This window comes from Rhizobium sp. RSm-3, assembly GCF_001854685.1.
GTDB lineage: Bacteria > Pseudomonadota > Alphaproteobacteria > Rhizobiales > Rhizobiaceae > Rhizobium > Rhizobium ecuadorense.
Genome location: NZ_MAWZ01000007.1, coordinates 58,177 through 70,886, shown reverse-complemented (window position 1 = coordinate 70,886; position 12,710 = coordinate 58,177). Strand labels below are relative to the sequence as shown.

The following is a 12,710-nucleotide window of genomic DNA, read 5'->3' as shown; positions in this document are numbered from 1 at the left end:
CGATCTAAGGGGCGACAGGCTTTTCCATCGCGATATGACCTTTGGCCTGCAGTTCCTGCACGAGACCGGCAAGTTCGGCGAGCAGATATTCGACGAACAGGCTGGTGGCGGAATCGAGCGGCGCGCGGGCGCGGGCAAAAAGCTTCATCGGCTGCTGGCGCGCATGCGGTTCGGCGATCGCCCGGAAGACGAGCTCGCCCTGCCGGCATTCGGTGATGACGTCGAGCGGGTTCAGTATCGTCAGCCCCGCCCCCGATTTGACCAGCTTCTTCAGCATCTCGGATGCGTTGGTCTCAAGCACCGGCTCGACATGCACGTCGAGGCGCGCCAAGGCGAGATTGATCACATCACGCAGGCTGGTGCCCTGCTGGGCCAGCACCAGGCGCTCCTGGACGATATCGGCCAGATTGATCGAGCCTGAACCGATCAGGTGATGGCCGGGCGGCAGCACCACGCCGATCGGGATGTCGAAACTGCCAAGCGTCCGGATGCCCGGTGTCGCCGGAATGTTGAAGCCGAGGCCTATATCCACCTCACCCGACAGCACCGGATTGACCGTCATCGTGCCCGCGTCATTGCGCAGCTGCATGAAGACGCGCGGATGCTCCGCCTGGAACCGAGCGATGATGTCAGGCAGCGGGCCCGCGGCAAGCCCAACCGTGGTAACGATGCGGACCTTACCGGCCTGCTGCATCTTCAGGCTGCGGATGCGCCCCTCCAGCCGCTCGTAATTCTTCAGCACTTCGCGAATATGTTCGATGCAGAGTTCGCCGGCTGCCGTCAGCCGCAGGCCGCGCGGCAGCCGCTCGAAAAGCGGCGCACCCATTTCCTCCTCCAGTGCGAGAATCTGGCGGTTGATCGCCGATGACGCCACATTCAGCCGCGCCGCCGCCTTGCGGATCGAACCGGTGCGGGCGATCTCGTTGATGTAGATGAGCTTTCGGGAGTGCAGCATCGCAACCTCGTTGCATGAAAATAAAGCAGACGCACAAATTAGGCACAGGCTGCCGTTGAGATGCCAAAAAGGCATCGTTGCGCACGAAATTTGATGCTTTTCAAAGAGCAAAGCAATCGCTCCAATGAAGAAAATCCGACGTCATCACAGGCGTTGCGAACTCAAAAGGGGAACGCTGATCATGCCCAATGCACTGAAGAATACGGTCTTTTCCGCTCTCCTGGGTCTCGGTGGCGCGCTCGCCGCTGCCGGCGCGGCGCATGCGGCCGACAAGGTAAGCTACGGAACGAACTGGCTGGCGCAGGCCGAGCACGGCGGCTTCTACCAGGCAGTCGCCGACGGCACCTATGCGAAACACGGCCTCGACGTCACGATCGTGCAGGGTGGCCCGAACGCGGCCAATAGCGCGCTGCTGATCTCCGGCAAGATCGATTTCTACATGGGTGGGCCGCAGGGCGAGATCTCGGCTGTCGAACAGGGCATCCCGCTCGTCGATGTCGCGGCGATCTTCCAGAAGGATCCGCAGGTCCTGATCGCACACCCCGACGCCGGGATCGACAAATTCGAAGATCTTGCCAAGCTCAAGACGCTGTTTCTCGGCAAGGACGGTTACCTCACCTATTTCGAATGGATGAAGGCGAACTTCAAGGGCTTCAAGGACGAGCAGTACAAGCCTTATAATTTCAGCCCCGCTCCCTTCCTTGCCGACAAGCAATCCGCCCAGCAGGGCTATCTCACCTCCGAACCCTACGAGATCCAGAAGCAGGCCGGCTTCGAACCGAAGGTCTTCCTGCTCGCCGATAACGGCTATTCGCCCTATTCGACGATGATCACCACCACGCAGACGATGATCGACAGCAAACCGGACGTCGTCCAGCGCTTCGTCGATGCCTCGATCGAGGGCTGGTACAACTACCTCTACGGCGACAACAGCAAGGCGAACGAGCTGATCAAGAAGGACAATCCTGAAATGACGGATGGCCAGATCGCCTACTCGATCGCCAAGATGAAGGAATACGGCATCATCGAATCCGGCGACAGCCTGGACAAGGGCATCGGCTGCATCACCGACGCACATTACAAAGCGTTCTTCGACGAGATGGTTGATATCAAGGTGTTCAAGCCGGAGACAGACTACAGCAAGGCCTTCACGACGAAATTCGTTTGCAAGAGCACGGGAATGGCGATGAAGAAGTAAGCCCCTCCGACGTCGTCCGATGGTCCGCCTGAGGTGGCGGACCACATCCTCCCCTGGTGAATGAGACAGGCAATGCCGTTAGCAAAAGCCCAGGCCTTATCTCCGAACGAGACGCGCAAGCGGCCGCTGGTCGTGATGCAATCGGTCTCGAAGGTCTTTTCCAGCGGCACCGTCGCCCTTTCCGACATGTCGATCACCGTCGAAAGCGGCGAGTTCGTCAGCCTGCTCGGCCCCTCCGGCTGCGGCAAGTCGACGGCGCTGCGCATCATCGCCGGCCTTGGCGACGTGACGTCGGGGGTGATCGACTGGCCGAGCTCGCGCATCAACTCCAGGGGCCTGCCGGAGGGCGATATCGGCTTTGTCTTCCAGGAGCCGACGTTGATGCCGTGGAAGAACGTATTCGACAATGTCCACCTGCCGCTGAGATTGAGGCGGATTTCGAAGGTGGCGGCGCATGGAGAGATCATGCAGGCGCTGACCACCGTCGGCCTCCAGGATTTCGCCAAAGCCTATCCACGCGAACTTTCCGGCGGCATGAAGATGCGCGTCTCGATCGCCCGCGCGCTGGTGACCAAACCGAAGCTGCTTTTGATGGATGAGCCCTTCGCCGCACTTGACGAAATCACCCGCCAGAAGCTGAACGACGACGTGCTGCGGCTCTGGAAGACGACAGGCATCACCGTCATCTTCGTCACCCATTCGGTCTATGAGTCCGCCTATCTTTCGAACCGCATCGTGGTGATGAAGGCAAGGCCCGGCCGTGTGCATGCCGATGTTCCGCTGACCACCAGCCTGGAACGCGACGAGCATTACCGCACCTCGGAGGAATACCGGAAGGCTTGTGAGACGGTCTCCCTTTCGCTCATCGGGGCAATCAACGCGGCGGGAGAGCATTGATGCGTGACGAAACGGATACGCCGCAGATCCTTCATCTTTCTGTAAATGCCACAGGCGCAAGACGCCGCGATCTCGCGCTGCGCATCGCCATCCCCTTCCTCGTTATCGGCCTTCTGGTCCTGATCTGGTATGCCTATGTGAAGCTCTCAGGCGTGCCGCCCTATATCCTGCCGGGTCCATCAGCAGTCGCAAACGCTTTCGTGACGGACTGGGATACGCTTGCCCCAGCGCTTTGGGTCACCACCAAGATCACCTTGCTGTCGCTGATGCTGGCCCTTGTCGGCGGCGTCGGCTTTGCGATCTTCCTGGTGCAGTCGCGTTGGATCGAGCTCGCCTTCTATCCGCTTGCCGTCATCCTGCAGGTGACGCCTGTGGTGGCGATCTCGCCGCTGATCCTGATCTATGCGCCGTCGACCCAGGTGGCGCTGCTGATCTGCGCCTTCCTCGTCGCCTTCTTCCCGATCCTTTCGAATATGGTCCAGGGGCTGAAGAGCGTCGACCACAATCTCATCAATCTCTTCGAGCTTTACGGCGCCTCGCGCTGGCAGACGCTGCTCTTCCTCAAGCTGCCTGCCGCCCAGCCCTATTTCATGACGGGCCTCAGGATCGGCGGCGGCCTGGCGCTGATTGCCGCCGTCGTCGCAGAATTTGCGGCCGGCTCGGCGGGCGCCGGCTCCGGCCTTGCCTTCCGGCTGCTCGAAGCACAGTACCGGCTCAACATTCCGCGCCTCTTTGCCGCGCTGCTGATGCTCTCCCTGCTTGGCGTGGCGATCTTCGCCGTCACCTCGTTCATTTCCTGGCTCGCCCTGCACCGTTGGCATGAGAGCAGCCTGAAACGGGAAAACTGATGACATATTCCTTCATTTCGCCGCCCAATGCCGGCCGCTTCGTGCTAAGCAATGCGACGCTGCCTGCCGTCGCCGTCGAGGGATTTGACGCGCCGGCGATCGAGGGGCTGGTCAAGGCGGATATCGTCATCGCCGATGGCGTTATCTCCGCGCTGCTGCCGGCGGGTGCAGCACCAGTGGAATTGCCGCGGTCCGATCTGAAGGACGGCATGGTCTGGCCCTGCTTCACCGACATGCACACTCATCTCGACAAGGGGCATATCTGGCCGCGCAACGCCAATCCCGACGGCACCTTCATCGGCGCCCTGGACGCAGTGCGGGCGGACCGGGAGGCGTACTGGTCGACGGCGGATGTCAGCAAACGCATGGAATTCTCACTGCGTTCGGCCTATGCGCACGGCACCAGCCTGATCCGCACGCATCTCGATTCGCTGGCGCCGCAGCACCGGATTTCCTTCGAGGTTTTCGCCGAGATGCGCGAGGCCTGGAAAGACAGGATCGCGCTGCAGGCGGTGGCGCTCTTCCCGCTGGAAAATATGGTGGACGCGGCCTATTTCGCCGAGCTGGTCGCCGTCGTGCGCGAAAAAGGCGGGCTGATCGGCGGCGTCACCCGGATGAATCCCAATCTCGACAGCCAGCTCGATCTACTTTTCAGGGCTGCCGCCGACAACGGCCTCGACGTCGATCTTCATGTCGACGAAAGCGACGATCCCGCCGCCGAGACGCTGAAGGCGATCGCGCAAGCCGTGCTGCGCAACCGGTTCGACGGCAAGGTGACGGCGGGCCATTGCTGCTCGCTCGCCAGGCAGGACGAGGAGACGGCAAAACGCACGGTCGACATCGTCGCAAAGGCCGGCCTCTCCATTGTCTCGCTGCCGATGTGCAACCTCTATCTGCAGGACCGATATCCCGGCCGGACCCCGCGCTGGCGCGGCGTCACCCTGTTCAAGGAACTGGCAGCGGCCGGCGTTGCGACGGCGGTGGCCTCCGACAATACGCGCGATCCCTTCTATGCCTATGGCGATCTCGACCCGGTCGAGGTGTTGCGTGAAGCGGTCCGCATACTGCATCTCGATCACCCGCTGGACACGGCGGCCCGCGTCGTCACCACCTCGCCTGCCGATATTCTCGGCCGGCCCGACAAGGGGCGCATTGCCGCCGGCGCCCTGGCCGATCTCGTGCTCTTCAGCGCCCGCCGCTGGAGTGAATTTCTCTCCCGTCCACAGTCCGACCGCGTCGTGCTTCGCCGCGGCAAGGTAATCGACCGCAGCCTGCCGGATTACCGTGAACTCGATAACATCGTTGGAGCCTGACATGCCGGATTATCAAACGATCAAAAAAGAACTCGAGGGCATCGCCATCGAGGACAATCCGGCGCTGGTGCGCCAGAAGAGCCGCGATTTTTACTGGTATTCGCCGATCCTGAAGGCGCAGCTCGACAATGTGACCGCCGATCTCGTCGTCACGCCGAAAAACGAGGACGAGGTCATCCGGACGCTGAAGGTCGCCTTCGCGCATGGCGTGCCGGTGACTCCGCGCGGCGCCGGTACCGGCAATTACGGCCAGGCGATGCCGCTTTCCGGCGGGATTGTGCTGAACCTTGCCGCCATGAACAGGATCAAGGAGATCCATCCCGGCCGGGTGGTCTGTGAACCGGGCATCGTCATTGCCCAGCTCGACAAGCAGACCAAGGCGCATTCCGGCCAGGAACTGCGTTTCCACCCGTCGACGGCGCAGACGGCAACGGTCGGCGGCTTCGTCGCCGGCGGCTCCGGCGGCGTCGGTTCGATCACCTGGGGCGGACTGCGCGAGCTCGGCAATATTCTGCGTCTGCGCGTCGTCACCATGGAGAACGAGCCGCGCGTGCTCGACCTGACCGGCTGGGATCTGCAGAAGGTGAGCCATGCCTACGGCACCAACGGCATCATCACCGAAATCGAAATGCCGCTCGCCCCTGCCTATGATTGGGTCGACGTGCTTGTCGGCCATGACGACTTCATGGCATCGGTGCGCTTCTCCGATGCGCTGGCCAAATGCAACGGCATCCTCGTCAAGGAAATCGCCCCGATCGCGGCGCCGATCCCGCACGACTATTTCACCCGCCACAAACCCTATATCCGCAAGGGCCAGTCGGTGGTGGTGCTGATGATCGCGCCGCATTCGATGGATGCCTTCCTCGCCTTTTCAGCCGCCCACAAGGGCGAGATCATCTTCCGCTCCGACACGGTCGAAAGCATGAAGGGTATTCCGCATGCCTACGAGCTTGCCTGGAACCACACGACGCTGCGTGCGCTGAAGGTCGATCCCGGCTTCACCTATCTGCAGGTTCAGTATCCAGGCCCGGATCACGTCGCCAAGGTCGCCAAGATGGTCGAGATCTTCGGCGACGAAGTGCCTGGACATCTCGAATTCATCAGGTTCGACGGGCAGATCCAATGCTCCGGCCTGCCGCTGGTGCGCTATAGCACGGAGGAGCGCCTCGAGGAGATCATCAAGATCCACCAGGATCACGGCTGCCCGATCTTCAATCCGCATCGTTACACGCTAGAGGAAGGCGGCATGAAGCGCACCGACAAGGTACAGCTCGCCTTCAAACAGGAAACGGACCCGAGGGGGCTGTTGAACCCCGGCAAGATGATCGCCTGGGAAAATCCCGATTTCGATTTCAATGCCGGCAAGAATTATCTCTTCCCGGGGCTCGCGAGCGTCATGGAGGCCTGATGAGAGTTCTCGTTCTTCACTCGCATCCGGTCGAGGAAAGCTACGGCAAGGCGCTCTACAAACAGACGCTGGAAAGCCTGGAAGAGGCCGGTCACGAGGTGGATGCGTGCGATCTCTATGCCGAGAATTTCGATCCGGTGCTCTCCCGAGACGACCGACTCGCCTATCACGATTATCCCGGCAATACCGAGCTGGTGAAATCTCATGTCGATCGGCTGAAGCAGGCCGAAGCGCTAGTGCTGGTGACGCCGATCTGGAATTTCGGCTTCCCGGCGATCCTGAAGGGCTATTTTGACCGCGTCTGGCTTCCCGGCGTCTCCTTCGAACTGGTCGACGGCAAGGTGGAATCGCGGCTGCGCCACATCAGGAAACTCGCGGCCGTGCTGACATATGGCGCGACGCCGTTTCGCGCCTTCGCGGCCGGCAACCCGCCGAAGAAAATCGTCAAGCGTGTGCTGAGGGCGCAGATCAATCCGCTGCGGCCGGTCACCTTTCTTGCCCATTACGACATGAACAATTGCACGCCGGAAAGCCGGGCCAGGTTTTTGGAGAAGGTGAAGACGGCGATGGAGCGGTTTTGAGAGCCCGCATCTTCCTCGCTGCACCCTAGGAAAGGCCTATGAAGATTTTCAATCCCCCGTCTGTCCGCCGTCCATTCGGAAATTACAATCATGGGCTGCTGGTGCCGGCGGGCGCCTCGCTGCTCGTGACCTCCGGCCAGCTCGGCATCGGTCTCGACGAGAAAGTGCCGGGGGATATCGGCGCGCAGGCAGAACTTTGCTTCGAGGCCATCAAGGCAATTCTCGCCGAGGCGGAAATGAGTTTTGCCGACGTCATCCGCATCTCAGGCTTTGTGACGAAGCGCGAGGATTTCCCCGCCTATATGGCCATGCGGGATCTCTATACACTCGATCCGAAGCCGGCCTCGACGCTGATCATCGTCAGCGGCTTCACCCGCCCCGAATTCCTCGTGGAAGTGGAAGTCACCGCCGCCAAACTGTTTTGCTGAAGAGAGCCAGGGACGCGCCCTCGTCAGCCGCCCTCTCCCCGGGATTCTCCCACTTCGCCGCCGGCATCATCGCCGATATCCTCCGCAAACTTCCGCATCAGCCGCACCAGCTCATTGAAGTCGTGCTCGTCCCAGCGCTCGAAGATGGCGCGGCCGACCCTTTCGCGCGCCAGGTCGATGCGGTCGGTCATCGCCTTGCCTTTCGGGCTGATGACCGCCTCGCGCACGCGGCGATCGGCGGCACTTCCGCGCCGCTCCACCAGATCGAGGCTTTCGAGCTTGGCGACCTGACGGCTGACGGTGGTGTAGTCGCGCCCGGCACGGTCGGCGAGCTCGACCACGCCGATCGGGCCGAGGCGTTCCACCGTGACCAGCAGCGGAAACAGCGCGCGATCGAGCGAAATCCCCGCCTCGCGCACCATCTGCTCGTCGCGCTGCGGACGGTTCATGACGCTGACGATCTCGATCAACGCCCCATGCAACTCGCGCAGCTTCTCCGACATATGTGTATTTTGCACATTTTTTCTTGACGCCATATCGATTCTCCAATTATGTGCATAATACACATATGGAGATGACAATGACACAGAATTCTGCAGTCGACGTGCTGATATCAGGAGCTGGTGCTGCCGGCTTGACGCTGGCGATCGAGCTGGCGCGGCGCGGCGTCAGCTTTCGCCTGATCGAGAAATTGAACGACCCGTTCCGCGGCTCGCGCGGCAAGGGCATCCAACCAAGAACGCAGGAGGTCTTCGAGGATCTCGGCATCCTCGACCGGATCGTCGCGCTCGGCGGCGCCTATCCCCGGCAGCGGGAATATCGCGACGATGGAAGCGTCAGTGAATCCGACGCCGTCCTGCGCGCGGAGCCGACGCCCGCCGAACCCTACCATTTTCCGCTGATGGTGCCGCAGTTCCTGACCGAGGGCGTGATGCGCGAGCGTCTGCTCGAACTCGGGCACCGCCCGGATTTCGGATGTGAACTCATCGGCTTCGAGCAGGACGATACGGGCGTGACGGCGCGGCTGCAGGGCCCGTCCGGTGAAGAAACCGTCCGCGTGCGCTGGCTCGTCGGCGCCGATGGCGGCCGCAGCTTCGTGCGCCACGCGCTTGATATCGGCTTTCCCGGCAAGACGCTCGGCGTGCGCGCCATCGTCGCCGATGTCATGCTGACGGGTCTGGATCGCGACGCCTGGCATCGTTTCGGCGAAGGCGACATGCGGCGGCAGATCGGGCTTTGCCCTCTCGCAGGAACGGAACTGTTCCAGATCCAGGGACCGATCCCGCTCGAAGGCGAGTTCGATCTTTCCGCGGCGGGTCTGACCGAGCTGGTGGCGGAGCGCACCGGCCGCGACGATATTCACGTCCGATCGGTTTCCTGGGCATCGGCCTTCCACATGAACGCCCGGCTTGCCGATCGCTACCGGCTCGGCCGCGTCTTCCTGGTCGGCGATGCCGCTCACACGCATCCGCCGACCGGCGGCCAGGGTCTCAATACCAGCGTGCAGGACGCCTATAATCTCGGATGGAAGCTGGCGGCCGTCGCCGGCGGCGCGCCGGATGCGTTGCTCGACAGCTATGAGGAAGAGCGCCGCCCGATCGCAGCGGCAATGCTTGGTCTTGCCACCGGTCTTCTCGATGCTCTGAAGCGCGGCGATTTCAGGCGCGGCCGCGAGGTCCATCAGCTCGATATCGGCTATCCCGAGTCTTCCCTCGCGCTGGAAAAGCCGGAGCGGCGCAGCGGCCTGCTGGCCGGCGACCGTGCGCCCGATGCGCCGCTGACCGGTGCAGCCGGCCAGCCGAGGCGTCTGTTCGACCTGTTCAAGGGCGCTCACTGGACGCTGCTCGGCTATGAGGTCGGGCAAGTCACCCTGCCGCCGCGCCCGGGGCTGCACATCCACAGGATTTGCCAAGGCGGCGACGTCATCGATAAAGGCGGGCATTTCCGCGAGGCCTATGGCTTGGCCCCAGGCGATTGGATGCTGGTGCGCCCGGATGGTTATGTCGGCGCCATCGTCGCCTCGGCTGAGGCCTGGGCGCTGGAAGACTATCTGGCACATGTCGGTTTCGAACATAATGTCTGAGCGCCGGGCCGGGGGAAAAGCCTCCATAAAGGCTGCCCTTCAAAACGCCTGGCCATCGCCCTTCTGCGCGGCTTGCTGAGGTCGACGCGCGCGGCGCGCGATCTCTCAATCCTGCCTCGGCTGCGCGACCAGATAAGAGCGAAACATAATCGTCAGCTGCTTTTCGGCCTCGTGAGCATCGGCGGCGGACAGAACGCGGTGGCAGAAGGGCGGAACCGTTCCGTAAAGCGCTGCCGTCAGCGTTTGCGCCAGCAGGCCCGGATCGGCGAAACGGCCATCCTCTGTGGATAGCATCGCCTCGATGGCGCTTGCGCTTCGCCGGGTCGCGGCCTCGATCAACGCGCGGGCGTCCAGTTCCATGGCGATGCGATAGAGGGCCGGAGAGACCTCGGCGCGCGAGCGATATCTCCAGAATCGCTGATATCGACGCGCTTCGCGACCATATCGAGAAAAAGCACGGTCGCGTCGACATCATCTTTGCGAATGCCGGCGGAGCGAAGCCAAACCTGCTCGAATACATGTCGGAGGAAGAATTCGATTTCTCGATCGCCAACACCGCTGAGCAGACAAGGCCGCCCCTATGTCAGCGTCTACTCAGCGGGGAAAGCGGCCATTCGCTCGCTGGCATGCTCGCTTACCGTGGAACTGAGCGAGAAAGGGATTCGCGTGAATGCCATGGCTCCCGGCTACATCGATACGGATCAGGCGCGCAAAGCCGGCGTGAACGAGGAGATGATCGAACAGACGAAGGTGCAGGTGCACGGCCAAATCCCCATGCACCGCAGCGGCACGGTCGATGAGATCGCCAAATCAGTCCTTTTCCTCGCCTCCGATGACTCGGCCTACATCACAGGCTCGGCATTGTGCGTCGACGGTGGCTGGGCGCAGATCTGACGGCGCTTCGGCGCGCTCTTTGCGAGGCGCGTCCGCAAAAGACGCGCGGCGCTGCGCGAGGCTCTGTTGTGTCAGAGGGCGTCGCGTTTGTATCGCGGCGTCCAGCCTCGGGTCATCCCGCGGCTCATCGCCCCCTCCGCCAGCGCCAGCTGCTGGCGGAGATGCTTACAATCGTCGAGCAGCGAGCGGATCGCCGCCTTGGCATTGTCGTCATGCCAGGCCAGCACGGCTTCGACTTCCCAGGCAGGATCGGGCCAAGCAGCATCGGGCGACGCAGCATCAGGCAAGGCAGCATCGGGCAAGGCCGGATCGGGCCACATGGGATCGGGTTCCAGGATCTTTGCCGGCTGCATCAGTTCAGTGCCAATGGCAATTGAACCGGACGCGGCAAAGGTGGCAGCGGTCGGCTGAGTTCGACCTTTCTCTGCCAGGCGGCGCGTCGCAGCTGATCGCGCTCACGCGCCGCACGCGACGCTTCGACAAGGGCTAGGGCGTTGGCGATCACTTGTTCCGTATGTGTCATGACCATCTCCAATGTTCCTGTTTTGTTCTAAATTAAACCTCCTCCTGAAAAAGTCAAGTCGGGGGGCTGGTGTGGACGGTGGATCAGATGGATGTTCAGTCGGCAGCTTCGATGACGGCGATGCCGGCTTCCTGCGCAGCTCTGATAAAGGATGCGCGCACCTCTTCCGGCGGCAGATCGCCGATGATCGCATCCAGGCATGACTTCACGGCTTCGAAATAGTCTTCGCCGTCATCGACCGGCCAATCGCGCAGCAGCGTGCGCGCGGCGTCCCACACAGAGTTAATAACGGCATAATGGCCGAGCCCCACTGAGGCCAAGCCGACCGGTCTAAAATTTGCCGTCTGTCTCACTTTACTACAGCTTTTCCAATTTCCGTGAGCTTACGAGTTAACGATGCAATTTGCGTGCCGTTGGCGGGGCCGGGAACCGACAGGCTCCTTCGCCCCTCCAGCCAGGCGCTTTGAGCACATGCAACGCTTAAAGCGTCCCGATCGGCCCCGAGAAACCCGCGCTCAGTTACCAAACGACAGATTATGGTAAATATCAGGCTTCGCCCTCCTGTCCTACTCATTAAAATCCGGACTTTTCCTAGTATTCTATAGAATTTACATCAACGCATCGAATTTTCTGGAAGCAACAGCCTGAATATTCATTCATTGATTGTGCCGAAGGTGGACGCGGAAGCATCCAGACCGTACAGTGTCATTCCTTGCACGCGGCGGTTCTGGAAGGATGCGCGATGCCTATCTTCATGGACCGGCACTTTCTTGAGGGAACGTCGGCGGCCGACGTTGCCCGGGCGCATCGCATGGATCTCGACATTCAGGATCGCTACGGCGTCAAGTTCCTCACCTATTGGTTCGACCAGCGGCGCGGGACGGCCTTCTGCCTCATCGATGCTCCCGACGTGGAAACCGCCCAATGTGTGCATCGCGAGGCGCATGGCTTCGTCGCCGGCGAGGTGGTCGAGGTGGCTTTGTCAGCGGTCGAGGCTTTTCTCGGCCGAATTCATGACCCCGAGCCGGTGCCTGGCCAATCCTCGGCTGATGTGGATCCCGGCCACCGGGCAATTCTCTTTACCGATATCGTCGGCTCGACCGAGATGACGGCGCGGCTCGGCGATCGCATCGGGGCTGAAATGGTAAGGGCCCATGATGCGATCGTGCGCCGATGCCTCGGCCAAAATTCCGGCCGCGAAGTGAAGCACACCGGCGACGGCATCATGGCGGCCTTTTCCTCGACAACGGCCGCCGTCGAATGCGCTATAGCGATCCAGAAGGAATTCCAGCTTTACAACGGCGGCAACACCGAGCCGATCCATATCCGCATCGGGCTGGATTGCGGCGAGCCGGTCGAGGACAGCAACGACCTGTTCGGCTCGACCGTCCAGCTCGCCGCACGGCTCTGTGCGGCCGCGTCCAGCGACCAGATCCTCGTCTCGGAGAATATCTTTCGGGAATATGGCGCCGCCGATCTCTTCGGTCACGCCTCGCGCCGACGGCTCAAGGGCTTTTCGAAGCCGATGATGGTCTTCCGGTGCGACTGGGCGAATGGCGGGCTTGCTTGAGGTTCCGCCAAG

The 12,710-nt window shown here is 61.8% G+C and carries 16 protein-coding genes; 10 read left to right on the top strand and 6 right to left on the bottom strand.

Annotated features, from left to right (window positions below; genetic code table 11):
- Positions 1-4 precede the first annotated feature (4 nt).
- Complete coding sequence (locus BBJ66_RS09795; protein ID WP_071086692.1) at positions 5-955, bottom strand: LysR family transcriptional regulator; 951 nt, start codon at positions 953-955, stop codon at positions 5-7.
- 181 nt (positions 956-1,136) lie between these two features.
- Between BBJ66_RS09795 and BBJ66_RS09790 the strand changes: the two genes are divergently transcribed.
- The 7 genes from BBJ66_RS09790 (at position 1,137) to BBJ66_RS09760 (ending at position 7,628) form a co-directional block, all read left to right on the top strand.
- On the top strand, positions 1,137-2,153 hold the full coding sequence (locus BBJ66_RS09790; protein WP_049735552.1) for an ABC transporter substrate-binding protein: 1,017 nt from the start codon (positions 1,137-1,139) through the stop codon (positions 2,151-2,153).
- Between the two features lie 72 nt (positions 2,154-2,225).
- Positions 2,226-3,050, top strand: a complete 825-nt coding sequence (locus BBJ66_RS09785; protein WP_071086690.1) for an ABC transporter ATP-binding protein — start codon at positions 2,226-2,228, stop codon at positions 3,048-3,050.
- Complete coding sequence (locus BBJ66_RS09780) at positions 3,050-3,898, top strand: ABC transporter permease (protein ID WP_071086688.1); 849 nt, start codon at positions 3,050-3,052, stop codon at positions 3,896-3,898. Before BBJ66_RS09785 ends, BBJ66_RS09780 begins: the two co-directional genes overlap by 1 nt.
- Positions 3,898-5,211, top strand: coding sequence for a cytosine deaminase (locus BBJ66_RS09775; protein ID WP_071086687.1), 1,314 nt, complete (start codon positions 3,898-3,900; stop codon positions 5,209-5,211). The genes BBJ66_RS09780 and BBJ66_RS09775 overlap by 1 nt, the downstream gene beginning before the upstream one ends.
- Before the next feature lies 1 nt (position 5,212).
- Positions 5,213-6,619, top strand: coding sequence for an FAD-binding oxidoreductase (locus BBJ66_RS09770; protein WP_071086685.1), 1,407 nt, complete (start codon positions 5,213-5,215; stop codon positions 6,617-6,619).
- The gene (locus BBJ66_RS09765) at positions 6,619-7,200 is read left to right on the top strand and encodes an NAD(P)H-dependent oxidoreductase (RefSeq protein ID WP_071086684.1); all 582 of its coding nucleotides are present in this window, start codon (positions 6,619-6,621) and stop codon (positions 7,198-7,200) included. Before BBJ66_RS09770 ends, BBJ66_RS09765 begins: the two co-directional genes overlap by 1 nt.
- A 38-nt stretch (positions 7,201-7,238) precedes the next feature.
- Positions 7,239-7,628, top strand: a complete 390-nt coding sequence (locus BBJ66_RS09760) for a RidA family protein (RefSeq protein ID WP_071086682.1) — start codon at positions 7,239-7,241, stop codon at positions 7,626-7,628.
- Between the two features lie 23 nt (positions 7,629-7,651).
- Here the strand turns inward: BBJ66_RS09760 and BBJ66_RS09755 are convergent, their stop codons facing one another.
- A complete protein-coding gene (locus BBJ66_RS09755) occupies positions 7,652-8,164 on the bottom strand; it encodes a MarR family winged helix-turn-helix transcriptional regulator (RefSeq protein WP_049735559.1) in 513 nt (170 codons plus the stop codon).
- A 44-nt stretch (positions 8,165-8,208) separates the two neighbouring features.
- Here BBJ66_RS09755 and BBJ66_RS09750 point away from each other — a divergent pair, with 44 nt between their 5' ends.
- The gene (locus BBJ66_RS09750; RefSeq protein ID WP_071086681.1) at positions 8,209-9,711 is read left to right on the top strand and encodes an FAD-dependent oxidoreductase; all 1,503 of its coding nucleotides are present in this window, start codon (positions 8,209-8,211) and stop codon (positions 9,709-9,711) included.
- A gap of 105 nt (positions 9,712-9,816) precedes the next feature.
- Here BBJ66_RS09750 and BBJ66_RS35255 read toward each other — a convergent pair whose 3' ends face one another.
- The gene (locus tag BBJ66_RS35255; protein WP_244471367.1) at positions 9,817-10,071 is read right to left on the bottom strand and encodes a hypothetical protein; all 255 of its coding nucleotides are present in this window, start codon (positions 10,069-10,071) and stop codon (positions 9,817-9,819) included.
- A 123-nt stretch (positions 10,072-10,194) separates the two neighbouring features.
- Here BBJ66_RS35255 and BBJ66_RS35250 point away from each other — a divergent pair, with 123 nt between their 5' ends.
- Entirely contained in the window at positions 10,195-10,605 is a 411-nt protein-coding gene (locus tag BBJ66_RS35250) for an SDR family NAD(P)-dependent oxidoreductase (RefSeq protein ID WP_244511645.1), read from the top strand.
- A gap of 71 nt (positions 10,606-10,676) precedes the next feature.
- Here the strand turns inward: BBJ66_RS35250 and BBJ66_RS09735 are convergent, their stop codons facing one another.
- From BBJ66_RS09735 to BBJ66_RS09730, 3 genes are all read right to left on the bottom strand, one after another.
- Positions 10,677-10,958, bottom strand: coding sequence for a hypothetical protein (locus BBJ66_RS09735; protein ID WP_071086676.1), 282 nt, complete (start codon positions 10,956-10,958; stop codon positions 10,677-10,679).
- Positions 10,958-11,128 carry a hypothetical protein gene (locus BBJ66_RS34055; RefSeq protein ID WP_010069037.1) on the bottom strand — a complete coding sequence of 57 codons (171 nt, stop codon included), beginning with the start codon at positions 11,126-11,128 and terminating at the stop codon, positions 10,958-10,960. Before BBJ66_RS34055 ends, BBJ66_RS09735 begins: the two co-directional genes overlap by 1 nt.
- Positions 11,129-11,223: 95 nt before the next feature.
- A complete protein-coding gene (locus BBJ66_RS09730; protein WP_049735562.1) occupies positions 11,224-11,481 on the bottom strand; it encodes a DUF982 domain-containing protein in 258 nt (85 codons plus the stop codon).
- Between the two features lie 389 nt (positions 11,482-11,870).
- Here BBJ66_RS09730 and BBJ66_RS09725 point away from each other — a divergent pair, with 389 nt between their 5' ends.
- Entirely contained in the window at positions 11,871-12,698 is an 828-nt protein-coding gene (locus tag BBJ66_RS09725; RefSeq protein WP_071086664.1) for a nickel-binding protein, read from the top strand.
- Positions 12,699-12,710 lie beyond the last annotated feature (12 nt).